General features: G+C 67.8%; 22 protein-coding genes and 1 tRNA gene. 15 read left to right on the top strand and 8 right to left on the bottom strand.

Annotation, left to right across the window (positions count from 1 at the left end; genetic code table 11):
- Positions 1 to 34 precede the first annotated feature (34 nt).
- The 3 genes from DKM19_RS38115 to DKM19_RS38105 all read left to right on the top strand — a co-directional run bounded on the left by DKM19_RS38115 (position 35) and on the right by DKM19_RS38105 (position 1,592).
- On the top strand, positions 35 to 640 hold the full coding sequence (locus DKM19_RS38115; protein ID WP_110702613.1) for a DUF305 domain-containing protein: 606 nt from the start codon (positions 35 to 37) through the stop codon (positions 638 to 640).
- A 295-nt stretch (positions 641 to 935) separates the two neighbouring features.
- Positions 936 to 1,196 carry a DUF6458 family protein gene (locus DKM19_RS38110; RefSeq protein WP_110702612.1) on the top strand — a complete coding sequence of 87 codons (261 nt, stop codon included), beginning with the start codon at positions 936 to 938 and terminating at the stop codon, positions 1,194 to 1,196.
- A 144-nt stretch (positions 1,197 to 1,340) separates the two neighbouring features.
- Positions 1,341 to 1,592, top strand: a complete 252-nt coding sequence (locus tag DKM19_RS38105) for a DUF4235 domain-containing protein (RefSeq protein ID WP_110702611.1) — start codon at positions 1,341 to 1,343, stop codon at positions 1,590 to 1,592.
- A gap of 54 nt (positions 1,593 to 1,646) precedes the next feature.
- Here DKM19_RS38105 and DKM19_RS38100 read toward each other — a convergent pair whose 3' ends face one another.
- Positions 1,647 to 2,855, bottom strand: coding sequence for a glycosyltransferase (locus DKM19_RS38100; protein ID WP_239513811.1), 1,209 nt, complete (start codon positions 2,853 to 2,855; stop codon positions 1,647 to 1,649).
- Positions 2,856 to 3,029: 174 nt separating this feature from the next.
- Here DKM19_RS38100 and DKM19_RS38095 point away from each other — a divergent pair, with 174 nt between their 5' ends.
- Positions 3,030 to 3,275: a BON domain-containing protein gene (locus DKM19_RS38095; RefSeq protein ID WP_089208835.1), complete on the top strand. Its 246-nt coding sequence runs from the start codon at positions 3,030 to 3,032 to the stop codon at positions 3,273 to 3,275.
- Positions 3,272 to 3,985 carry a metallophosphoesterase gene (locus DKM19_RS38090; protein WP_204358421.1) on the top strand — a complete coding sequence of 238 codons (714 nt, stop codon included), beginning with the start codon at positions 3,272 to 3,274 and terminating at the stop codon, positions 3,983 to 3,985. Before DKM19_RS38095 ends, DKM19_RS38090 begins: the two co-directional genes overlap by 4 nt.
- Positions 3,986 to 4,246: 261 nt before the next feature.
- Here the strand turns inward: DKM19_RS38090 and DKM19_RS51290 are convergent, their stop codons facing one another.
- Both DKM19_RS51290 and DKM19_RS38085 read right to left on the bottom strand, forming a co-directional pair.
- Positions 4,247 to 4,396, bottom strand: coding sequence for a GPGG-motif small membrane protein (locus tag DKM19_RS51290; RefSeq protein ID WP_204358420.1), 150 nt, complete (start codon positions 4,394 to 4,396; stop codon positions 4,247 to 4,249).
- Positions 4,397 to 4,418: 22 nt separating this feature from the next.
- Positions 4,419 to 4,922, bottom strand: coding sequence for a DUF6328 family protein (locus DKM19_RS38085; protein WP_110702609.1), 504 nt, complete (start codon positions 4,920 to 4,922; stop codon positions 4,419 to 4,421).
- Positions 4,923 to 4,988: 66 nt separating this feature from the next.
- Here DKM19_RS38085 and DKM19_RS38080 point away from each other — a divergent pair, with 66 nt between their 5' ends.
- Positions 4,989 to 5,585 carry a nucleotidyltransferase family protein gene (locus tag DKM19_RS38080; protein ID WP_110702608.1) on the top strand — a complete coding sequence of 199 codons (597 nt, stop codon included), beginning with the start codon at positions 4,989 to 4,991 and terminating at the stop codon, positions 5,583 to 5,585.
- A 216-nt stretch (positions 5,586 to 5,801) separates the two neighbouring features.
- Here the strand turns inward: DKM19_RS38080 and DKM19_RS38075 are convergent, their stop codons facing one another.
- Entirely contained in the window at positions 5,802 to 6,170 is a 369-nt protein-coding gene (locus tag DKM19_RS38075; protein ID WP_110706283.1) for a PRC-barrel domain containing protein, read from the bottom strand.
- Between the two features lie 248 nt (positions 6,171 to 6,418).
- Between DKM19_RS38075 and DKM19_RS38070 the strand changes: the two genes are divergently transcribed.
- Positions 6,419 to 6,495 (top strand) — tRNA-Lys (locus tag DKM19_RS38070).
- Positions 6,496 to 6,760: 265 nt separating this feature from the next.
- Here the strand turns inward: DKM19_RS38070 and DKM19_RS38065 are convergent.
- Positions 6,761 to 7,930 (bottom strand): ROK family protein, encoded by a 1,170-nt coding sequence (locus tag DKM19_RS38065; protein ID WP_239513809.1) that lies wholly within the window; start codon positions 7,928 to 7,930, stop codon positions 6,761 to 6,763.
- A 404-nt stretch (positions 7,931 to 8,334) separates the two neighbouring features.
- Here DKM19_RS38065 and DKM19_RS38060 point away from each other — a divergent pair, with 404 nt between their 5' ends.
- Positions 8,335 to 8,817 carry a cation:proton antiporter regulatory subunit gene (locus DKM19_RS38060; protein WP_110702606.1) on the top strand — a complete coding sequence of 161 codons (483 nt, stop codon included), beginning with the start codon at positions 8,335 to 8,337 and terminating at the stop codon, positions 8,815 to 8,817.
- Positions 8,818 to 8,825: 8 nt separating this feature from the next.
- Entirely contained in the window at positions 8,826 to 9,983 is a 1,158-nt protein-coding gene (locus DKM19_RS38055; protein ID WP_089208843.1) for a cation:proton antiporter, read from the top strand.
- 123 nt (positions 9,984 to 10,106) lie between these two features.
- Here DKM19_RS38055 and DKM19_RS38050 read toward each other — a convergent pair whose 3' ends face one another.
- Positions 10,107 to 10,598, bottom strand: coding sequence for an SRPBCC family protein (locus tag DKM19_RS38050; RefSeq protein WP_110702605.1), 492 nt, complete (start codon positions 10,596 to 10,598; stop codon positions 10,107 to 10,109).
- A 485-nt stretch (positions 10,599 to 11,083) separates the two neighbouring features.
- Between DKM19_RS38050 and DKM19_RS38045 the strand changes: the two genes are divergently transcribed.
- Together DKM19_RS38045 and DKM19_RS38040 are read left to right on the top strand one after the other, a co-directional pair.
- On the top strand, positions 11,084 to 11,719 hold the full coding sequence (locus DKM19_RS38045; RefSeq protein ID WP_204358419.1) for a GNAT family N-acetyltransferase: 636 nt from the start codon (positions 11,084 to 11,086) through the stop codon (positions 11,717 to 11,719).
- Positions 11,720 to 11,789: 70 nt separating this feature from the next.
- On the top strand, positions 11,790 to 12,566 hold the full coding sequence (locus DKM19_RS38040; protein ID WP_110702603.1) for a methyltransferase domain-containing protein: 777 nt from the start codon (positions 11,790 to 11,792) through the stop codon (positions 12,564 to 12,566).
- A gap of 121 nt (positions 12,567 to 12,687) precedes the next feature.
- On the opposite strand, the gene DKM19_RS38035 is transcribed toward DKM19_RS38040, so the two are convergent.
- Positions 12,688 to 13,188, bottom strand: coding sequence for a MarR family winged helix-turn-helix transcriptional regulator (locus DKM19_RS38035; RefSeq protein ID WP_110702602.1), 501 nt, complete (start codon positions 13,186 to 13,188; stop codon positions 12,688 to 12,690).
- Between the two features lie 329 nt (positions 13,189 to 13,517).
- On the opposite strand from DKM19_RS38035, the gene DKM19_RS38030 reads away from it, so the two are divergent.
- The gene (locus DKM19_RS38030) at positions 13,518 to 14,324 is read left to right on the top strand and encodes an alpha/beta fold hydrolase (protein WP_110702601.1); all 807 of its coding nucleotides are present in this window, start codon (positions 13,518 to 13,520) and stop codon (positions 14,322 to 14,324) included.
- 208 nt (positions 14,325 to 14,532) lie between these two features.
- Here DKM19_RS38030 and DKM19_RS38025 read toward each other — a convergent pair whose 3' ends face one another.
- Positions 14,533 to 18,201, bottom strand: coding sequence for a choice-of-anchor D domain-containing protein (locus DKM19_RS38025; RefSeq protein ID WP_110702600.1), 3,669 nt, complete (start codon positions 18,199 to 18,201; stop codon positions 14,533 to 14,535).
- Positions 18,202 to 18,637: 436 nt separating this feature from the next.
- Here DKM19_RS38025 and DKM19_RS38020 point away from each other — a divergent pair, with 436 nt between their 5' ends.
- From DKM19_RS38020 to DKM19_RS38010, 3 genes are read left to right on the top strand one after another with little or no spacing between them, the layout of a single operon-like run.
- On the top strand, positions 18,638 to 18,985 hold the full coding sequence (locus DKM19_RS38020; RefSeq protein ID WP_110702599.1) for a bifunctional 3-phenylpropionate/cinnamic acid dioxygenase ferredoxin subunit: 348 nt from the start codon (positions 18,638 to 18,640) through the stop codon (positions 18,983 to 18,985).
- Positions 18,982 to 20,283 (top strand): NAD(P)/FAD-dependent oxidoreductase, encoded by a 1,302-nt coding sequence (locus DKM19_RS38015; RefSeq protein WP_110702598.1) that lies wholly within the window; start codon positions 18,982 to 18,984, stop codon positions 20,281 to 20,283. The genes DKM19_RS38020 and DKM19_RS38015 overlap by 4 nt, the downstream gene beginning before the upstream one ends.
- A complete protein-coding gene (locus tag DKM19_RS38010; RefSeq protein WP_110702597.1) occupies positions 20,280 to 21,398 on the top strand; it encodes an aromatic ring-hydroxylating dioxygenase subunit alpha in 1,119 nt (372 codons plus the stop codon). The genes DKM19_RS38015 and DKM19_RS38010 overlap by 4 nt, the downstream gene beginning before the upstream one ends.
- Positions 21,399 to 21,428: the final 30 nt, after the last annotated feature.

The following is a 21,428-nucleotide window of genomic DNA, read 5'->3' as shown; positions in this document are numbered from 1 at the left end:
CGGCCCGAGCACCACCCCCCAAAGGAGTTCCCCCATGAAGCGCGCGGTCCCGATCCTCCTGGGCGTCTTCCTTCTCACCGGCTGCGGCGCCCACAGCATCCAGGAGCTCAATGGCGGCGGCCACATGGGACACGGCGCCGCGTCTGCCGTGCCCGGTGCAGCGGTCGGCGCGATCGGCGCGGATTTCAATCCCGCCGACGTGATGTTCCTGCAGATGATGGCGCCCCACAACAACCAGGGCGTTGAGCTGGCACGGCTGGCGGCGGATCGGGCCACCCGCCAGGAGGTCAAGACGCTGGCCGCGGCGATCGCCGCCACCCAGGAGACGGAGGCGGCGTCGATGTCCGCCTGGCTGAGTGAGTGGAAGCAGCCCGCGACCGCCGCGCCCGACGAGCACGCCGCCCACGGCGGGATGCCGGGGGCGAGCGAGAAGGAGATCGCCGCCGTCGCGAACGCCGCACCGGCCGACTTCGAGGAGAAGCTCCTCAACATGATGATCGCCGAGCAGGACGACGCCATCCAGATGGCCAGGGTGGAGACGGCCACCGGCCTGAACCCCCAGGTCAAGGAGCTGGCCGGGCGGATCGACGCCTCGCGTACGGCACAGATCAAGCAGATGCTGGCGCTTCTCGGTCAGTGACGGATCCGTCCGGGACCTGAGCCCGATCTCGCCTCGCTCCACTCTCGCGGCCGGACGGCGTGTTCGGGCCGCGTACGGCCTCCTCGCGATGACTCCCGCCGGTCTGCCGCCCACGTCGCAAGGACGGCCTGCCGCCCACGTCGCCGGGAACGGCCGGCCACGGGCCGAACGGGAACCGCCGTGAGCTGGGATTCCCCGATACGACGGACGCGCCTCACCATGACCTTCACGCGACGACGTTTGAGAACTGTGTGAGGGATAGATGGTGAAACGTTGGCTCGAAGGAGGGAATCTCATGACCATTGCAGGCGGAATCATTCTCATCATGCTCGGGGCAATTCTTACCTGGGCGGTCGAGTTCGACATCGCAGGCCTCGACATCAACGTCGTCGGCGTCATCCTGATGCTCGGCGGTCTCGCGGGACTGCTGTTCGGCATTTACCGCATCAGCGTCGCCCGCCGAGCCGTCGCGCCCACCACGACCATCATCGAGGACCCGGTGACCCAGCGTCGTGTGTACGAGGAGCGTCGCCCCACCGACCCCCCGGTCGTGTGACCCGGGCTCATCTCCCGGCGAGAGAGCCTTCATGGGCGTCTTTCGCAGGCACCGCCTGATGGTTTTGTCGCGGACAGGTCCGTTAGGGTCCGGCCGCGACGGGTAGGCGGGCCCCACAGACAGATGCGAATGGAGGATGGAACGTTGAGCAGGGTCGTATCCCGAGGGGCGAGCGCCGTGAGCGGAATGCTCGGTGGTGCCATCGCCGGAGCCATCTTCAAGCAGGTCTGGAAGTTCGCAGCGGGCAAGGACGACGCGCCCCAGGCGACATCCGATGAGTACGGCTGGGGCGAGGTACTGGTCGCCTCGGCCATCCAAGGTGCGATCTTCGGCGTGGTCAAGGCCGCGATCGACCGCTCCGCGGCTCGGAGCATCCACAGAGCCACCGGTAAGTGATCTCACGCGAATAAGGACTCCGGCCCTGTCACAGGGCCGGAGTCCTTCCGGGTTTCAGGCCACTTCCGTCTCCAGGCGGGCGCCGGCCCTTTCCCGTCCGCCGCGATACGAGGCGAGCACGTCCGTGTACACGGCGACGGTCTGAGCGGCGATCCTGTTCCAGTCGTAGCGGGATCGCGCCCGGTCCGCGGCGGCGATGCCGTACGCGGCGAGAAGGAAGGGATCGGTCAGCAGTCGGCGCAGGGCGCGGGCGAGAAGGGACGCCTGACGGGGCGGGACGAGCAGGCCGGTGACGCCGGGGACGACCGTGTCCAGATGCCCGCCCACGGCCGAGGCGACCACCGGCACGCCGCAGGCCATGGCCTCCAGCGGCACGATGCCGAACGGTTCGTACCAGGGCACGCTCACCACGATGTCCGCCGAACGCATCAGCGAGGGGACGGATGCCCGGTCCACCTTGCCGAGGAACCGGACGCGGTCCGCCACGCCGTACCTGCCGGCGACCCGGGCGAGCCGGGTCACCTCCGGATCGGTGACGTCACCGCCGGCGACGACGAGGGTGGCGCCGGGCACCTGGCTCAGGGCCTGGATCGTGGTCTCCACGCCCTTACGCGGCACCGGGCGGCCGATGGCGAGCAGAACCGGGCCGGGGTGGAGGTCCATCCTCGGGCCCGCCGAGGTGAAGGCGCTCAGGTCGACACCGCAGGGCACGACCCTCACGGAACGCCTGGGCATCCGCATCCGGCCCAGTTCCGTCACCTCGTCGGCGCAGGTCGCGATCACCGCGTCCACCTGGCAGGCGACGGCCGCCTCGGCCTGGATGCGCTCACGCGGGCTGGTGTCGGCCTTGCCCTGGTGACGGCGCTTGACGGTGCCGAGGGCGTGGAAGGTGTGCACGACGGGCACCGAGGTGTCCCGGGCCGCGACCAGGGTCGCCAGGCCGCTCATCCAGAAGTGGCTGTGCGCGACGTCGGGCGGGTCGGTCTTCCAGCGCCTGGCCAGCCACCGGCTGAACTCGGGCATCCAGGGAAGCAGGTCGTCCTTGGCCATGATCTTGGCGGGTCCCGCCGGGACGTGGACCACGGTGACCCCCGGGGCGAAGGCGGTCTCCTCCGGCTGGAAGGGGCATTCACGGCGGGTGTAGACGGTCACCTCGTGCCCCTGCGCGGCGAGCGCGAGGGAGAGCGCGGCGACATGGACGTTCTGGCCACCCGCGTCGGCACCGCCGACGGTGGCGAGGGGGCTTGCGTGCTCTGACACCATTGCGATTTTCATAGGCACGGCTCCGCTGACATGCGAAACAAACGTGCCTGCGTCCTAGGCATCCAAGTGTTTTTTATCCCCTCTTTGCCGCCCTATAAACGAGTTTGACCTTGGTCTTCTCGGGAAGGCGAAATGTTTTGGAGAACGGAATCCGAGGGACGGAAGGAGTCGAATATGGAAGCTCCGCAGTATGTGGCCGCGCGTGTGAAGAGCGCGCTGGCCGAGGACGAGAGGATCAGCGAGCTCGGCATCCTCGTGGACATCCGGGGAGAGCAGCTCTTCCTGCGCGGCCAGGTGGCCGATGCCAGGCGCCGCGCGCTGATCGCCGACGTGGCGGAGGAGGCGGCTCCGGGGCTGACCGTCCGCAACGAGATCACCGTCCTGGACGTCCGGGACCCGTGCGAGGAGGAGAAGCTGTGAGGGAGTTGCGGATCGCAGCGGTCGGAGACGTGCACCTGGACGAGAGCCTCAGGGGGTCCTACCGCAAACGACTCCATGACATCGAGGATCGAGCCGACGTGCTGCTGCTCGCCGGTGACCTGACCCGGCACGGCACGCTGGAGGAGGGGCGGGTGGTGGCGGATGAGTTCCGCGACCTGCCGATCCCGGTCGTCGCCGTTCTCGGCAACCACGACCATCACTCCGACCGCCCCGCGGAGATCGCGGCCATGTTGCGCGACGCCGGGATCGCGGTCCTGCACGACGACGCGACCGTGCTCGACATCGACGGGGTACGGCTCGGCGTGGTCGGCGGCAAGGGCTTCGGCGGGGGATACGCGGGCAAGTGCGCCAGCGATTTCGGCGAGCCGGAGATCAAGGCGTTCGTCGGGCACACCAAGCGGATCGCGGATCGCTGGCGGGTCGCGTTGAAGGAGCTTGAGGCCGACCGCCGGGTCGTGCTGTCGCACTACTCACCGGTCAAGGACACCCTCGCGGGGGAGCCGCTGGAGATCTATCCCTTCCTCGGCAGCTACCTGCTGGCGGAGGCGGTGGACGCGGAGGGCGCAGATCTGATCATCCACGGCCACGCGCACGCCGGGACGGAGAAGGGCGTGACTCCCGGCGGCATCCGGGTGCGCAACGTGGCACTGCCCGTGCTGGGACACGCGTACGGGGTGTACTGCCTCTAGCGTTTTCGGGAACGTACCGTTCCCCGGCTCTTAGGGGTCTGCCGCCGGCGCCCTTAAGGGCCCGTTGCCATGTCGGCGCCCGAAGGCGTACGAGAGATGTGCCGTCTCCGGGTCCCCGCCTTTTGATGGTTCTGCCCTGACACGGTCGCTACATGAACAGGGGCGCGACATGAAGAAGCGGGCCGGGTTGAACCCGGCCCGCGAGTCTTCGGGTGAGAATTCGGGGCGACTTGAAGTTGCTTGGGCGGGTTGGGACCCGCATTAGACATTAAAGATACTCACACCCCCGGGACCCACGAGGAAGCCGAGGACGATGAGGACGATCCCCCAGAGGAGGTCGCGACGGGCCAGGATCACGTAGATCCCGGAGATGACGAGAATGACTGCGATGATCCAGAGCAAGGTAACCATGAGAATCCCCTGCCCTCACAATTCACGCCTTAACATCCTGGGTTCGGTACAGATCGGCAATTGGCTGGATGAACCAGAGCCAGGCGCTGGTCAAGGCGACCGCACCGGCGAACAGCGCGGCCGGCCAGGCGTTGATGACCGTCTCCGCCACCAGCGCGACCGAGCTGGTCATCGCGATCGAAAGCCCGATGGCACCGGCGATGCCGAGCTCGTTGGCGCGGTGAACCATCTTCTCCTTCAGGCTTGTCCGAAACAGCAGGCGGTGCTGCGCGGCCGGGGTGATGAAGCAGATGGAGGCCAGGGCGGCGCTCAGCAGGGCGATGAAAAAAAGCCAGCGGCCGAGAGTGTCGACTTTGTCGAAGCCCGCCGCGAACGGCAGCGTCAGGAGGAAGGCGAACAGGACCTGTACACCGGTGACCGCGACCCGCAGGCCCTGGAAGAGTTCGCCGAGCTCGCGGTCCACACGTTCCTTGGGGGTCTCACCCGGTTCGGGCTCATCATTTTGTGTGTGTTCCGGCTGAATCATGGCATTCGTTTACCCGAGTTGGCGTTTGCTATGCCTACCTGCGGGTCTATGGGGTACGCGTGAGCTATGGGAAGCCACAGTCATGAGGTAACCGACGCGATCCTGGAAACGCTCAAGCGAGCGAGCAGTGGGCTGAAGGAGGCCGATGTCGGGTTCGCACTCGCAGGAGGCTGTGCCGCATACGCGCGTGGGGCCGCGCCTTCACTCCACGATGTGGACTTCGTCCTCTCCGAGAAGGACGTTCCAGCCGCTCTGGAAGCACTGCGCGCGCTGGGGTTCGAGACGGTCAAGCCGCCGGAGGACTGGCTGGTCAAGGCCTACGACGAGGGCAGGCTGGTAGATCTGATCTTCTCGATCTGCGACCATCCCGTCACTCCGGAACTCCTGGCGCGGGCCGAGCCGATGAAGGCGTCCGCGGTGATCGTGCCGGTCCTGGAGGCCACCGATCTGGTCATCTCGTGGCTGCTGCCGCTCTCGGAGCACAGTTGCGACTACGGTTCGCTGCTGCCGCAGGTGAGGGCGCTGCGCGAGCAGGTCGACTGGAACCGGGTCGCGGCGGTCGCGGAGGACTCGCCGTACGCGTTCACCTTTCTGACCCTGCTGGAACGGCTCGACGTCGTCCCCGCCCCCATTGTCCCGAAGGGCGATCCATCCTGGCCCTGAGCCACTCGGCGTCCGGGCGGGCATTCGGTCATCGGCCGAATGCCCGCCCGGATGTTTTTATGTCCATCACCGATAATTGTCGCTTTTATCATATTTGTCCGTTTTAGATTCGCCGGATTGGCGCGGTGACCATCGTGAACAGGTCGAGGCGAATGGACCGGGAACAAGAGGAGGGGCCCCGCCTTGCGGCGGGGCCCCCTCGTGCATCGTGCCGGGTCAGAAAGTGCCCGTGCCCCCATAGGGGAAACGGCCGTAGTACTCGCCGACGCGGTCGCGATAGGCGGACTCCTTGAAGCTCGACTCGTCGAACTCCGGGGCGTCCTTGATCTCCTGCTTGGTGCGTGCGACGTAGACCTTGCGCTCCTGCGGGTCGATCTGGGTCACCGTACTGGCGGGCAGCATGACCTTCTTACCGAAGATCCACGGTCCGGTGTCGACGACCATGTAGCTCTCGCCGACCTCATAGGTCGCCTCGTCGATGGAACCGATTTTTCCATCTGTGGCTTCCACGTGGTAGCCGGCGAGGTCGAGGCTCTTGTTGACGTCGTAGACATCAGCTCGGTAATTCCACAGCTCAGGCTGCATGGTGTACATCTCCCTTTGGGTTGATTCTCCGGGCTTCAGTCCCGTACCCGAGCGAGGAGGGCTAAACGGAATCAACCCGAAGTTAAAAAAAGTCGGCCCTTGACCTCCTCCGGCTTCGGCGGGGTCTCGCGCGGCAAGGGGGACATTTCGATTGAATCAAGCAAAGGCATCCGAAGAGCGTCGTGCCCGGCATGTGTCGGTTCACGTACTGACCACGGCTGAGCATCCGGTAGTCTTGTCGAGGTCAAGCGCCGCTAGCTCAGTTGGTTAGAGCAGCTGACTCTTAATCAGCGGGTCCGGGGTTCGAGTCCCTGGCGGCGCACCATCATCAGGCCGTTGTCCTGCGGAAACTCGCAGGACAACGGCTTTTTGTTTTTGCTCCAGGCGCTGTGGGCTCCTCAGGGCCGCAGGCCTGTCCCCAGCGGAGACCGCGGACCCTGCTCGCTTTCAACGCTCCGGGTGGTGAGCGCGTGGAAAGTGGTGCGGCCCTCGATCAGCGCTTCCCGCCTGGCGGCGTGCGCGCCGGCCCATCGCGCGGTCGCCGAGTCGGCCGAACGCCGTCGGTCGGGACGTACGGGTGCGCCGCGCCGTCAGATGACGGCCGGCTGCTGGGTGGTGGAGAAGATCTCTCCGAGGAGGAACTCCTCCACCACGAGGGTGGCGGCGCCGAGTGCGACCGCGTCCGGCCCGAGCCTGCCGAGCGTGATGGAGACGGTCTTGTACGGCTGGGAGAGCGAGTTCTCGGCGACGGCCTTCTTGATCTTGACCAACTCGTGCTGGCCCAGGAGAAGCCCGGCCCAGCCGCCGATGACGATTCGCTCGGGGTTGAACAGGTTGATCAGATTCGCCAGGCCCGCACCGAGATAGTCGATCGTCTCGTTGATGACGGGGCCGCCGGCCTTCACCAACTCGGCCAGCGCGGCCTGCTCGTTGGCCATCTCGGCGGTCATTCCGGCACGTTCCAGAATGCCCTCGGCCCCGATGTAGGCCTCGAGGCAGCCGCGGGCGCCACAGCGGCAGGTCCTGCCCGCTACCGCGATCTTCGTGTGTCCCCACTCGCCGGCGCTGCTGTTGACGCCGCGGTAGGTGCGCCCGTCGGTGATGATGCTGGCGCCGACCCCCGAGCCGATCAGCACGACGATGACGTGCCGTGATCCGCGGCCGGAGCCGAACCAGAGCTCGGCCTGGGCCAGGGTCTTGGCGCCGTTGTCGATGTAAAGGGGCAGCGAGGTGCCCTCGCGCAGGAGGGCGCTCAGGGGGACGGCGTCCCAGCCGAAGGTCTGGGCGTGGATGAGTGCCTCGGGTCCGCTCTCGACGATGCCGGGGACGCCGATGCCGACCCCCATCACCTGCGCGGGATCGGTGCCGCCGGCGGCCATCACGGCGTCGATGCCGGTCAGTATGTGCCGCACGACCAGGTCGACGTCGTGCTCGCCCGGGCGTAGCGTGAACTCGGACTTGGCCTGCTCGTTCATGTCCAGGTCGAACAGCGCGACCTGCACGTGGGTCTCGCCGACGTCCACTCCGATCACGTGCCCGAAGTTCGGGTTGACGCGGAGCAGCACCCGGGGACGTCCACCGTCGGACTCCACCAGGCCCGCCTCGACGATGATGTTCTCGGCGATGAGGTCGCTGGTCACGTTGCTGATGGAGGCGGCGCTCAAGCCGGTCAGGCCGCTCAGTTCGTGGCGGGTGGTCAGACCCGCGAAGTAGAGCGTGCGCAACAGCACCGCGCGGTTTCCGCGCCGAAGGTCGCGCACCGTCCTTCGTTCGGGCGTCGCCATCTTTTTCCTTCCCCCGTTACGCGCAACCCCCCGGTTACCTGCGACCATGTTAGATCGGGTCGTGAACTAAGTCATCCCACCCCTTGTCACAAGTTGATTTCCTATCTTCTCTAAATTAATTTAAGTTTAAAATTAATAACCTTCCTTGGATTTCGGGTGCCGACCCCACAGTGGATCCGCCCGGTCCCGTGGCCTCCGCGCCGCCGATCTCGGCCGACTCGGTCTCCCCGCGAGGCGCACGCGCCTCGCGTGATCGCCCCCACCCCTTTCGGGCGCAAATCACCGTACGGCGGGGCCGATCGTCGGCCAAATCTTTTGGCTAGGTTGGTTGGTACGGTGTGGGCAAATAAGACCAATTCAGGATGAAGCGGGGTAGCTCGGTGGAGGTTGAGCAGACGGCGCTGCCGGGAATCGGGCTGCGGCACGAGTTCACGACGCGGTCCGGACGGCGGATCGGGATCGTCTCTCACCGCACCGGCCGTCGCGACCTGGTGATCTACGATCCCGCCGACCCCGACCGCGCGTGCGAGACCGTCAAGCTGAACGACGAGGAGGCCGACGCCCTCGCCGAGCTGCTCGGCGCCCCGCGCATCGTGCAGCGCCTGAACGCCCTGCACCGGGAGGTCGAGGGACTGGTCAGCCTCCAGCTGCCCATCTCGCCCGAAACCCCGTACGCCGGACGGCCGATGGGCGACGCGCGGGTCCGCACCCGCACCGGTGCCTCCATCGTGGCCGTGGTGCGCGAGGGTCAGGTGTTCGCCAGTCCCGCACCCGACTTCGAGTTGGCCGCCGACGACATAGTGGTCGTGGTGGGCAGCCCGGAGAGCACGGCGGCCGTCTCCGAGATCCTGGCCCACGGGTAGGACATCGGGTGCACATCGCAATTCTTTTCCTGGAGCTCGGTGCTGTCCTGCTCGGGCTCGGCATCCTGGGCGCGCTGGCGCTCCGTGTCGGCATCTCCCCCATTCCCCTCTATCTCATCGCCGGTCTGGCCTTCGGCACCGGCGGCATCATGCCCCTGGCCACCAGCGAGGAGTTCATCTCGGTCGGCGCCGAGCTCGGCGTCATCCTGCTGCTGCTCACGCTCGGCCTGGAGTACAACGCCGACGAACTCGTGACCAGCCTCAAGGGCAACGCCCGCGCGGGCATCATCGACCTGGTGCTCAACGCGGCGCCCGGTGCGATCGCGGCGCTGCTGCTCGGCTGGGGTCCGGTGGCCGCCCTCGCCATGGCCGGGGTCACCTATGCGACGTCTTCGGGCATCGCCGCCAAGGTGCTGTCCGACCTGGGCTGGATCGGTAACCGGGAGACCCCGGTGGTGCTGTCGCTGCTGGTCTTCGAGGACCTGACCATGGCGATCTACCTGCCGATCCTCACTGCGGTGCTGGCCGGACTGAGCTTCGCCAGCGGTGCGATCACCGTGGCGATCGCGCTGGCCACGGTCAGCGTGGTGCTGCTGGTCGCGCTCCGCTACGGCCGGTTCATCGAGGCGTTCGTGGCCAGCCCCAACAACGAGGTGCTGCTGCTGAAGGTCGTCGGCCTCGCACTGCTGGTCGCCGGAGTGGCCCAGCAGCTCCAGGTCTCGGCCGCCGTCGGCGCGTTCCTGGTCGGCATCGCGCTGTCGGGGAAGCTGGCCGAGGACGCCCAGGCGCTGCTGACCCCGCTCCGGGACCTGTTCGCCGCGGTGTTCTTCGTCTTCTTCGGCCTGCAGACCGACCCCACCAAAATCCTCCCGGTCGCCGGACTGGCCATCCTGCTCGCCGTGATCAGCATGATCACAAAGCTGCTCACCGGCGCCTACGCCGCCCGCCGGGCGGGCATCGCCAGAGCGGGCCGCGCGCGGGCCGGGATCGCGCTCATCCCGCGCGGCGAGTTCAACATCGTGATCGCCGGGCTCGCGGTGACCGCCGGGGTCCACCCCGACCTGGGTCCGCTGGCGGCTGCCTATGTCCTGATCCTCGCCGCGTTCGGCCCGCTGGCCGCCCGGCTCGTCCAGCCGTTCATCACCGCCATCGCCAAACGCGCCTGAACCGATATGTGACGGGGGCCGGCCGTACCGGACGATGCCGCCTGCGGTGTCACCTCTCAAGCGGCCGGGCGAGGAGGGGCGCCTCCACGGAGGCGGCCGAAGCGGTCTCACCTCGGGTGGCCGTCACCGTGTGATTCCGTTCCGTGCGTTCGGGGCTTCGAGGATGTCCTTCAGCACCTGGAGGTTCTGTGCGACGGCGCCGGCTATGCCGCGGGTCGCCAGACCGCTCAGTGCGTTCAGGGCCCCGGCGTGGAGGTCGAACTCGTTGACCAGGGTCGTCGCGCCGGCCGATCCGTCGAGTCCGTAGGTTGCGCGTCCCTGGAGGAGGCCGAAGCCGCCTTCGATGACGAGGCGGTGGTCGCGCTCGTACTCGATGATCTCGAGTTGTTCCTGCATGGGCCGGGGGAGGCTGCGCAGTTGCCGGTAGACGCTTCCGAGGCCGGCCGGTCCCGGCGTGATCGGCCGGGTCTCGCGGATGGCGTAGTTCCAGGCGGGAAGGTTTCGCAGGTCTGCCAGGTAGTCGAAGACCACGCCGGCTGGACGCTCGATGCGCACGGTGTTGGTGAACCTCACGTGCTTGTCCGTCCGGGAGGACCTGAAGAAGTCTGTAATCATCGTCCGCTCCTTTGGCGACCCCTGGGTGGGTCGCAAGAAGTTCTATGTCGTGTCATTAAATTACACGACATATATATGACCGGTCAAGCCTCCTCCCATGCCGGTATCTCGATCGGGATGCCCGGCTCCGCCACGTCAACGGGCAGGTCGTCGGGATGCCCGGCTCCGCTGCGTCAACGGGCAGGTCGTCGGGATGCCCGGCTCCGCTGCATCAACGAGCAGGTCAAGGAGCATTGGGCGGCCGGGGAGCCGCTTCGACCCCGAGTACGGCCTCCGCGACCGGGTCCGGGCCGTCGTGGTTTCTCCAGACCAGGCCCGCCACAGCCATCTCGCCGTGTTCCGGTCTCACCGTCGCTGTAAATCCATTCGTTTCGGACTGCGAGGTCGGAGATCATGGGCGCATGCCGAATAGCGCCCTGGGTCGTGCGTGTGAGATGTGGACAGGTCTTGCTCGCGTGCCCGTCACCTTTCCCCGGAGAGGCGGCGTGAGCGTGGTCACCTCCGTGGAATCACAGTTGTGTCCGCCGCAGTGGGCGGGCATCGTCGCGCTGGGGGGTGCTGCGATCGCCACGGTGCCCGACGGCCGGCTGGTCGAGCCCCTGCGCGACGCGCTGGCCAACCAGGCCGGGGAAACAACGATCGATCTCGATCGACTCCGGGCGGCACTGGCTGTGGTCGACGTCCTGGGTCCGGCGACGCTGGCGTATCTCGAGGCCGAGGACTTCGTCATGGCACACGAGACCGCCGCTGTCGAAAGGCTGCCGGCGGACCACCATGATGTTCGCGGTCTTCTGGCCGCGGTGGAAGATGCGGACGCGGACGAGAGCGGGCTGGCGGGGATCACCTCGGCGGCCTTCGTCGTCCGTGACGGTCCGGAGGTGGTCGCCGCTGCCGGGTATCGATCCTGGCCCGGTTCGGTGGCGCATCTGTGCATCTTGACGGCTTCCCGATATCGGGGCCGTGGCCTTGCCCGGCTCGCGGCCTCGGCGGCGGTCACGGACGCGCTGGAAAGCCGGTTGGTGCCGCAGTGGAGAGCGCGTGTCGAACCGTCGCGGCGCGTCGCGCGGGCACTCGGTTTTCGAGAGCTGGGAACGCAGGTCAGCGTCCGGCCCGGTCTCTGAAACTCGCCTCTGCACACGATCTCGACGGTCTCTCCTCATGAACACCATCTCGCCGTGCTTGGCTAGCTCCATGATCGAAATTGATCGCCTCTCTCCCCCCGACTCGATCGCCTACCTTGACCGGGTCGCCGCGAGCGATTCAGGCCGGACCTACAAGCGGCAGATGCTGGGGATGCTTGATCTGCACCCTGGACAGACCGTGCTCGACATCGGGTGCGGGCCGGGAACTGACCTCGCAGACCTGGCGGCGGGTGTCACCCAGACCGGTTCGGTCATCGGAGTGGACCACAGCCCCGTCATGGCTGAGCGGGCGCGAGTCCGTCTGGCCGGACAGCCCATCGTCGACATTCGCATCGGCGACGCGCACTCCCTGCCCATCGATGATCACAGCGTTGACCGAGCCCGTACTGACCGTGTGCTCCAACATGTGGCCGACCCGTCGCAGGTGCTTGCCGAGTTTCGTCGTGTGGCCCGGCCAGGCGCCAGAATCGTCATGGCGGAACCCGACTGGGACACGCTGCTGATCGATCACGACGACCTGGCGATGAATCGTGGTCTCAACCGTTTCATCGTGACGGAGGTGGTCCGCAACGCCACCATCGGCCGCAGTCTCGCGAGGCTGTCCGCCCAGGCGGGTCTCATCGTCCGGTCCGTCGTGACGACCGCTCCGGTATTCCGCGACTTCGAGATGGCCGATCAGCTTTTGGGGCTGCGCCGCAACATCGTCAGAGCCGTCGAAGCGGGCTATCTCGACGGGGACGCCGAGCGGTGGATCGAAGAGATGGGTGCGATGCCCTTCCTCGCCGGCGTCATGGTTTTCCTCGTCGTCGCTGAAGCGCCTGAGTAGCCCGTTTCCCGTCAAGGAAGTCCTGGACCGGATAAGCGCGATGCCGGGCTCTCGGCATGCTCGCCGAGCATTCCGGAATCGTCGGTGAAGCGGTTTGAGCGACGCCTCCCGAGGCTCGTGATCAGCGTGCCGTGTCCGGCGCGATGTAGTCACCGGTGGAGGTCGTGATGTCGCGCAGGAGACGCTGCAACTCGACGACGGTCGCGTCGTCGATTCTCATGGCCTCGCCGATAGCGCCGGGGACGTGGCGGGCCTGTTCCTCCAGGGCGCGTCCGTCGGCGGTGAGCGCGATCTCCACGGAGCGTTCGTCGTCGGCGCGGCGCCGGCGGCTCAGCAGGCCGCGGGCCTCAAGCCGCTTGAGCAACGGGGAGAGGGTGTTGTAGTCGAGCCGGATCTCCTCGACGAGGTCGCGGACCGTGCTGGGGTCGTGTTGCCACAGCACGACCATCACCAGGTACTGGGGGTAGGTCAGCCCGAGGGGATCCAGCAAGGTGCGGTAGACCGCGGTGACGCTGCGCGAAGCCGCATACAGATCGAAGCACAGCAGTGCGGACAGCGGTCCCGCATCGGTGGCCTGCGCGGCGGAGTCTGTGACGGCGGCATGAGGTGTTGGAGATGCCATGCCCCGAGTGTAGTCAAAGAAGCAGCGCCCACGATTGACTCGTTCTCGATGCTAAACGCGGGGGCCCCTCCACCCCGGCCTCCTCGGAATGTAACCGGCGTGCCGGTCGCCGTACGGCGATGTCTCCGCACCTTCGGGGCGAGACGCCGGACGGGTGCGAGATGTCATCGGCGCAGAGGCGAACGTGTCCTTGTCGCGTGAGCTGGCCCGATCGGTGCGACACCTTGCCTCCCACGTGACCCATATCACCTCGTATGCGATTGACTCGTGCACGATTTAAACGTGTAGGCTCTGCTTGCAAGCCCGAACGGATCACCAAGGAGCACCCGATGACCTTCTCCGCCCGTCGCACCCTGACCGCCCTGCTCGGCACCGCCGTCGTCGCGACCACCCTGGCCGCCGCGGCCCTGCCGGCCGCCGCCGGCACCAAGCCCAAGCCGACCATCGTGCTGGTGCACGGCGCCTTCGCTGACGCCTCCAGTTGGAGCGGAGTGGCCAAGCGCCTGCAGAGCCACGGTTATCACGTCATCGCTCCGGCGGTCCCGCTGCGCGGCCTGGCCGGCGACGCCGCCTACACCGCGGCCCTGCTCAAGACCGTCAAGGGCCCCATCATCCTGGCCGGTCACTCCTACGGCGGCGCGGTGATCAGCAACGCCGCCCGCGGCAACGCCAACGTCAAGGCCCTGGTCGCCATTGCCGGATTCCTCCCCGACACCGGTGAGAGCGCCGCCACCCTGTCGGACAAATACCCCGGCAGCACCCTCGGGCCCACCCTCCAGGAGGTCGCGCTGCCCGGTGGGCTGACCGACCTGTACGTCCAGCAGGACAAGTTCCGCAAGCAGTTCGCCCACGATGTCCCCGCCCGCGACGCCGCCGTGATGGCCGCCACCCAGCGCCCCATCACCTCCGCCGCACTGAACGAACCCTCCGGAGCCCCCGCCTGGAAGAGCATCGCCAGCTACGTGCTGATCCCGACCGGCGACAAGAACATCCCCCCGGCCGCACAGCACTTCATGGCCGAGCGCGCCCACGCCCGCGCCACCGTCGAGGTCAAGGACGCCTCGCACGCCGTACTCGTCTCCCAGCCCGACACCGTGGCCAAGTTCATCGAACGCGCCGCCACCGACCACGGCTGACGTCCAGCCGCCGCCACCGCACCCCGCGCCTGGTCGAGGTGAGCCGGAGATGAGCAACCGGCGTGACAGGTCATTCGTGCCCGGGCCGGATCGTGGAACTCGGCAAGAACGATCGTTCGCGACCCACAAAGATCAACATGGATCGCCCGGGGCAGATGAGAAAGCTCCGGAGGGGGCGGGTTCGCCTCCTCCGGAGCTTGGGGTGGGGTCAGGAGGCGTAGACCTCGAACTCGGAGAGCTGGCCGGCGGGCCAGCCGCTGTTGGCGGTGAAGGTCAGGCGCAGGTAACGCCTGCTGGTGGCCGGGAAGGTGACGGTGGCCGTGTTACCGGTGGCGGGGTTGAAGGTGTAGGTCGCCGAGCCGACGACGCCGGTGAAGTTCGATCCATCGGTGCTGCCCAGAACGGTGACCGCCTGAGTACGGGTGGCCCAGGCGGTGGCCGGGGGCAGCTTGAGGACGATGCGGCCGACGCTCACCGACGAGCCGAGGTCGACGGTGACCGACTGCGGGAAGGCGTTGTTGGCCGACTCCCAGTAGGTGCCGGCGTTGCCGTCCACGATGTTGGCCGAGCCGTAGGTCTGGGAGTGGCTGGTCTCCGTGGTCGCCCTGCCCTGCGCCAGGTTGGTGACGGGCGCCGAGCCGCCGGTGCCGGTCAGGGCCACGGTCAGCGGCCCGTTCGGGTCGTTGCTGGCCACGCTCAGGGTGCCGGTACGGGTGCCGGTCGCGGTGGGGGTGAAGGTGACGCTGACGGTGCAGGAGGCTCCGGCGGCCAGGGTGGTGGCGCAGGTCTTGGTCTGCGCGTAGTCACCGGTGGTGGCGATGGTGCCGAGCGTCGCCGCCGCGGTGCCGTTGTTCGTGATCGTTACGGTCTGCGCGGGGCTGGTGCTGGCGACCGTTCTGGCGGCGAACGCCAGGGTGGTCGGGGAGGCCGACAGCGACACGGTCTGGACGGGGCCGCCGCCGCCGGGGAAGATCTGGAATTCTGCGAGCTGGGCCGCGCTCCAGCCGGTGTTGGCGGTGAAGTTCAGCCGGATCTGGCGCGCGGTGGAGGCGGTCAGGGGGATCGTGACGGTGTTGCCGCTGGAGGGGTTGAAGGTGTAGCCGGCCGAGGCCTTGAGGGTGGTCCAGGTGGAGCCGTTGGTGCTGGCCTCGACGGACAGGGTCTGTGTCCTGGTCGCCCACGCGGCCGGCGGCGGCAGCTTCAGGGTGATGGAGCCGATGCTCTGGGTGGAGCCGAGGTCGGCCTGCAGCCACTGCGGGAAGGCGCCGCCGGCCTCCCAGTAGGTGGCGGTGTTGTCGTCGTTGGTGTTGCCGGCCGGGAATCCGCCGTTGGAGCTGCCGGCGGTCATCGTCGCGCCGAGCGCGAGGTTGGTGGTCGAGGTGACGCCGCTACCGGTCAGGCCCACCGACAGGGGGCTGTTCGGGTCGTTGCTGGCCACCGTCAGGGTGCCGGTACGGGTGCCCGAGGCGGTGGGGGTGAAGGTGACGCTGACGGTGCAGGAGGCTCCGGCGGCGAGGGTGGTGCCGCAGGTCTTGGTCTGCGCGTAGTCACCGGTGACGGTGACGCCGCTCAGGGCCGCCGCCGCGCTGCCGGTGTTGGTGATCGTCACGGTCTGCGCCGGGCTGGTCGTGCCGCTCTGACGCGCTCCGAAGGACAGGCTGCCGACCGAAGCGGTGAGGGCGACGCCGTTGGTGCCGCTGCCGGTGAGGCCGACGGTCACCGGGCCGCCGGGGGCGCTGCTGGCGAGGGTGAGCGTGCCGGTGCGGGTGCCCGTCGCGGTCGGTCTGAAGGTGACGTTGACCGTACAGGTCGCGCCCGCGGCGAGGGAGCTGCCGCAGTTGTTGGTCTGGGTGTAGTCACCGGTGGCGGTCACCGAGCTGACCGGGGCCGCCGTGGTGCCGCCGTTCGTGATGGTGACGGCCTGCGCCGAGCTGGTCCCGCCGACCTGGAGCGCGGGGAAGGACAGGCTGCCGGGAGAACCGGACAGGCCGCCCGTGCTGCCACCCCCACCGGGGTAGATGTAGTTCGGCGCCGGCCAGGTGCCGGTGCAGGTCGTGGAGGTGGGGCTCCAGCCGGTGTTTCCCGTGCCGAAGACGGGCGTGAAGCTCGTGCCGACGCAGTTGTGGATGGCGACGCCCGCGCCGATGTGAGCGGCCTTGACGTTGTTGAACGTCATGTTGGCCCCCGACTGGGCCTGGATCATGTAGGTGCCGGTGCCGTCGATGTTGACGTTGTTGAAGTTGACCGTGCTCGTGCTGCCCTCGATGACGTGGATGGCGGCGTAGGAGCTGTCCAGGATGTCGGTGTCGGTGACGTTGATGGTGGCGTTGACCGGCTCGTTGAGCCCGCTGAACCAGATGGCGCCGACGCCGAAGTGCCAGTTGAAGTCGTTGTTGCCCGCCCGGAGCAGGGTGTTGCGGGCGACGGTGTGGGTGCCGGCGACCGCGGTGCCCTGGCCGGAGTTGACGCCCGGGTAGCGGTTGGCGATGTGGATGCCGCCGCCGTTGCTGATGGTGTCGGCCACCACGTTGTCGGTGATCTGGATGTCCCTGCCGCCGTACGTGACGATGTTGTTGGCCAGCAGCGTCACTCCGACGGTGTTGAAGGTGAACTTGTTGTTCACGTTCGGAATCCGCTCGGGCCACATGGCCAGGCCGTCGTCACCGGTGTTGCGGACGAAGGTGTTGGTCACGGTCGAGTTGGTGACCCCGGTGTGGAAGTTCACGCCGTCGGCGGTCTGGTCGAGGATGCGGCTGTTCTTGATGGTGAAGTTGTTCATCGGGCCGTCCATCCAGGCCCCGACCTTGGTGTGCTGCATCCACACGTTGTCCACGACCGAGTCGGTCATGGCGCCGCCCAGGGCGTTGATCTGGTCGTTGTCCTCGCGCTCCATGACCTCGCCGATGATGGCGAAGTCCTTGAGCGTGACGTTGCGGCTCGGGCCGCCCGCCTCATGGGCGCGGATCTCGCCGCCGTAGCCGCCGCCCTGGACGTACTTGCCGTAGACGCCGACGCCCCTGTTGCGCTGGGTGGGGTGGCGTCCGCCGAGCACGCTGTACCAGGGACCGGCTCCGCGCAGGGTCACGCCGTCGACGACCACGTGGTCGTAGAGGTTGTAGGTGCCCTCGGGGATCCAGACCTCCTTGGCCTGCGCCTTGCCGGCGTTGACCGCGGCCTGGAAGGCGGCCGTGTTGTCGACGCCCGTGTTGTTCTTGATGGCGCCGAAGTCGTCGACGGACAGCGAGCCCGCGGGCCGGGTGATCTGGCCGGGGACGACCTCGAAGTCGGCCAGGTCGACGGTGATCGGGATGCCGCCGGTGGACTGGACGCGGACCTTGGCCCCCGCGGCGAGCGTGGACCCGAACAGGGTCCGCGTCTCGTCGTAGAAGTGGTGGGGGTTGGTGTCGCCGGGGTTGTTGTTGAACGGATAACCGCCGTAGTACCAGCCGTACTTCGAGGTGAGGGACAGGTCCTTCAGGTGTGCGCCGTTGACCCGGAGGTCGGCGGTGGTGTTCTGGCCTGTTCCCGAGCCGCTGTCCGGCACGCTGTAGCGCAGTGACATCCCGTTGGCCGGCCTGGTGAGCGTGAACTCCACATACTCACCCGAGGAGTCGAGTGTCACCGCCCTGCGGCCCGAGGCCTCGGAGGGGAGGTGACCATAGATCCTGTCGGGGCCGATCACCTGGCCTGAGGTGAGGGCGTCTTCGGCTTCGATCTCCACGAAGGGCACGGTGGCGCCGCGCCCCGCGAAGTCGAACGGGGAGTCTGCTCGCGCGGCGGCCGAGGCGGAGGTGGCCGGTATGCCGGCGAGCCCTCCCGCTGTCAGCACCACGACAGTGGCGATCGTCCAGGCCTTAAGCCTGCCGGACTTTTTCATCGACTGACCCTTCAATCCTGCGAAGAGCCGGACGCTTCGCGGTCAGAGACACACAGACCGGTGGTGCCCGGGGGGGTATCCACACCTTAAAATGACGGACAGATGTCTGCAAGGTTTCAGCTGTTCCATGAAATGTATCGACTACGTTGCGTTCTTTCTCTTACCGCAATTTCCCTGCAAGGGTCTGTCCGACCCTGGAAGCCGCTTGCGCCACAGTGGAAGCGACAGTCCGAAAAAATCACTCGGCGGTGTCATCGTCGGGGCGCTGTAGTGGCGATCGAGGCGCTGTCCCGCACGGCAGCCGGGCCGGAGGATCGCCTGGGAAAAAATGGGTACTTTGACCCCACATGTCGACTCTTGACACCGGGGTTTTTCGGGTTCACGCTGTTGCGTATAGCGCTTGTTGTTCCGTCTTACGAAACTGGGGTTGGTTGCGATGATCCCTGCGTGCCCCCTGGCGGCCCTCCCACGGGGTGAGGCCTATCGACTCGACGTCGAACCGCCCATCGCCCTCTTCCACACCGAGGACGGCGAGATCTACGCCATAGACGACACCTGCACGCATCAGGACGCGTCGCTCGCCGACGGGTGGCTGGAAGGCTGCGAGGTGGAGTGCCCGCTCCACGCCTCACGGTTCGACCTGCGGACGGGAAGGGTGGACGCCCCGCCGGCGAAACTGCCGGTCCGCACCCACCGGGTGGTGGTCGAGGACGGCACCGTCTACGTCGTCCCGTCGGAGGAGCCTCCCAACCTGCCGCCCGGCCTTCGCGCGGGGACGGCGTGAGGTCGATCGCCGTCGTCGGCGCCTCGCTGGCGGGCCTGTCGGCCGCCCGCGCGCTGCGCGGCCAGGGATTCGACGGGCGCCTGACGCTCATCGGAACCGAATCGCACCGCCCCTACGACCGGCCGCCCCTGTCGAAGGAATTCCTCGCCGGGCGGATGAGCGAGGCCGACCTGGCGCTGGAAGCCGACGACGAGGACCTCGGAGCCGAGTGGAGGCTCGGGGCGACCGCGACCGGTCTTGATCCGAGCGACCGCAGGGTGCTCCTCGCCGACGGCACCTCGGTGCGAGCCGACGGGATCGTCGTCGCGACCGGCGCCTCCGCCCGCACCCTGCCCGGAGGCGGCGACCTCGGAGGAGTCCACACCCTGCGCTCGCTCGACGACGCCCGGGCCCTGCGCTCCGACCTCGTCAAGGGACGGCGTCTCGTGGTGATCGGCGCCGGTTTCATCGGGGCCGAGGTGGCCTCGACGGCTCGCGATCTGGGACTCGACGTGACGGTCGTCGAGACGGCCCCGACACCGTTCGCCGGCGCGCTCGGCGCCGAGATGGGCGCCGTGGTGGCCTCGCTCCACGGTGACCACGGAGTCCGCCTCATCTGCGGTGTCGGCGTTCGAGGGCTCCTGGGAGCGGACCGGGCGGACGTCGTGCCAGGGTCTGGGGGAGCGGGCCGGGTGGACGGTGGGCGGGGGTCCGCGAGAACGGACCTGGCGGGCGGCGCGCGTGCGCCCGGGGGAGCGGACCGGGTGGCGGGCGTGCTGCTCGACGACGACCGGATCCTGCCCGCGGACGTCGTGCTCGTCGGCATCGGCGCGCGGCCCAACGTCGAATGGCTGGCGGGAGCGGGCTTCCAGCTCACCGACGGAGTGGTGTGCGACGCCGGGGGAGCCACCGGGGTGCCCGGTGTCGTCGCCGTCGGCGACTGCGCGGCGTGGTTCGACCCCACGATGGGGTACCACCATCGCGTCGAACACTGGACCGGGGCGCTGCGGCGGCCCGCCGCGGCGGCGCGCACACTGCTCTCCGGTGGGGCGACCGCGCCCGACCCTCCCGGCTCGCCGTACTTCTGGTCCGACCAGTACGGCATGAAGATCCAATTTGTCGGTCACACGCGCCCGGGAGACACGGTCACCGTGGAGGAGGGCGACGTGGCCGACCGCAGCTTCCTCGCCGTCTACCGGCGGCAGGATCGGCCGGTCGCGGTGCTGAGCCTGAACCAGGTCCGTCTGTTCACCCGCTGGCGTCGCCGGCTCGACGCCGCCCCGAGTCGTACGGATTCCACCCTGAGGAGCGAACTGTGAGCACGCGAAACCTGCCCCCCAGCGTGATCTCCACCCTGCCCGGCGGCTACTACACCGATGAGAGCGTCTTCGCCTCGGAGCAGGCGCGGATCTTCGAGTCGATGTGGTTCTGCGTCGTCCGCTCCTCCGACCTGGGGAAACCCGGCGCCTTCAGGACGGTTCAGGTGGGGCGGGAGAGCGTCCTCGTCACCCGGGCCAGGAACGGTTCGGTCCGCGCCTTCCTCAATGTGTGCCGCCACCGGGGAGCCCGGATCTGCACCGAGGAGTCCGGCGAGGTGAAGCGGGCGTTCCAGTGCCCATACCACGCCTGGACCTACGACCTCGAGGGCAAGCTGATCGCCGCTCCGAACCTCACCAAGATGCCCGACATCGACCGGGTCGAGTTCGGGCTGGTGAACGTCCACGTGCGGGAGTGGCTGGGCTACGTGTGGGTGTGCCTGGCCGATGAGCCGCCGTCGTTCGAGGCGGACGTGACCGGCGAGGTGGTGACCCGGCTGGGCGACGGGGATCTGATCAAAAACTACGACATCGAAAACCTCGAGGTGGGGCGCAGGATCGTCTACGACGTGAAGGCGAACTGGAAGCTCATCATCGAGAACTTCATGGAGTGCTACCACTGCGCCACCATCCACCCCGAGCTCACCGAGGTGCTTCCCGAGTTCGCCGACGGCTACGCGGCGCAGTCCTTCGTGGGGCACGGCGCGGAGTTCGGCGAGGAGATCCGGGGGTTCACGGTCGACGGGTCGGAGGGGGTGGACCGCATCCAGGGCGTCAGCGAGGACCAGGACCGCCGCTACTACGCGATCACCATCAAGCCGCAGGTGTTCATCAACCTGGTGCCCGACCACGTGATCATCCACCGGATGTTCCCCCTGGCCGCCGACCGGACGATCGTCGAGTGTGACTGGCTGTTCCGCAAGGACGTCGTGGAGGGCGGCAAGGATCTCGGCCCGTCCGTCGAGCTCTTCCACCGGGTCAACGTGCAGGACTTCGACGCGTGTGAGAGATGTCAGCCCGCGATGAACTCCCGCGCCTACGCCGGGGGCGGGGTCCTGGTGCCGAGCGAGCACCACATCGGGGCGTTTCACGACTGGGTGCTCGAAAAGCTGGGATGACGTTCGCGTGACGGGGAGGCGAGCCCTCGC

This window comes from Streptosporangium sp. 'caverna', assembly GCF_003203775.1.
GTDB lineage: Bacteria > Actinomycetota > Actinomycetes > Streptosporangiales > Streptosporangiaceae > Streptosporangium > Streptosporangium subroseum.
This window is presented reverse-complemented; position numbering and strand designations above follow the sequence as displayed.

What these genes read in the sequence shown, in the direction of transcription:
- DKM19_RS38115 (WP_110702613.1), top strand. Translation starts at nt 35, where the DNA reads ATGAAGCGCGCGGTCCCGATCCTCCTGGGCGTCTTCCTTCTCACCGGC.
- DKM19_RS38110 (WP_110702612.1), top strand. Translation starts at nt 936, where the DNA reads ATGACCATTGCAGGCGGAATCATTCTCATCATGCTCGGGGCAATTCTT.
- DKM19_RS38100 (WP_239513811.1), bottom strand. Translation starts at nt 2,855, where the DNA reads ATGGTGTCAGAGCACGCAAGCCCCCTCGCCACCGTCGGCGGTGCCGAC.
- DKM19_RS38095 (WP_089208835.1), top strand. Translation starts at nt 3,030, where the DNA reads ATGGAAGCTCCGCAGTATGTGGCCGCGCGTGTGAAGAGCGCGCTGGCC.
- DKM19_RS51290 (WP_204358420.1), bottom strand. Translation starts at nt 4,396, where the DNA reads ATGGTTACCTTGCTCTGGATCATCGCAGTCATTCTCGTCATCTCCGGG.
- DKM19_RS38085 (WP_110702609.1), bottom strand. Translation starts at nt 4,922, where the DNA reads ATGATTCAGCCGGAACACACACAAAATGATGAGCCCGAACCGGGTGAG.
- DKM19_RS38080 (WP_110702608.1), top strand. Translation starts at nt 4,989, where the DNA reads ATGGGAAGCCACAGTCATGAGGTAACCGACGCGATCCTGGAAACGCTC.
- DKM19_RS38075 (WP_110706283.1), bottom strand. Translation starts at nt 6,170, where the DNA reads ATGCAGCCTGAGCTGTGGAATTACCGAGCTGATGTCTACGACGTCAAC.
- DKM19_RS38050 (WP_110702605.1), bottom strand. Translation starts at nt 10,598, where the DNA reads ATGATTACAGACTTCTTCAGGTCCTCCCGGACGGACAAGCACGTGAGG.
- DKM19_RS38040 (WP_110702603.1), top strand. Translation starts at nt 11,790, where the DNA reads ATGATCGAAATTGATCGCCTCTCTCCCCCCGACTCGATCGCCTACCTT.
- DKM19_RS38035 (WP_110702602.1), bottom strand. Translation starts at nt 13,188, where the DNA reads ATGGCATCTCCAACACCTCATGCCGCCGTCACAGACTCCGCCGCGCAG.
- DKM19_RS38030 (WP_110702601.1), top strand. Translation starts at nt 13,518, where the DNA reads ATGACCTTCTCCGCCCGTCGCACCCTGACCGCCCTGCTCGGCACCGCC.
- DKM19_RS38025 (WP_110702600.1), bottom strand. Translation starts at nt 18,201, where the DNA reads ATGAAAAAGTCCGGCAGGCTTAAGGCCTGGACGATCGCCACTGTCGTG.
- DKM19_RS38020 (WP_110702599.1), top strand. Translation starts at nt 18,638, where the DNA reads ATGATCCCTGCGTGCCCCCTGGCGGCCCTCCCACGGGGTGAGGCCTAT.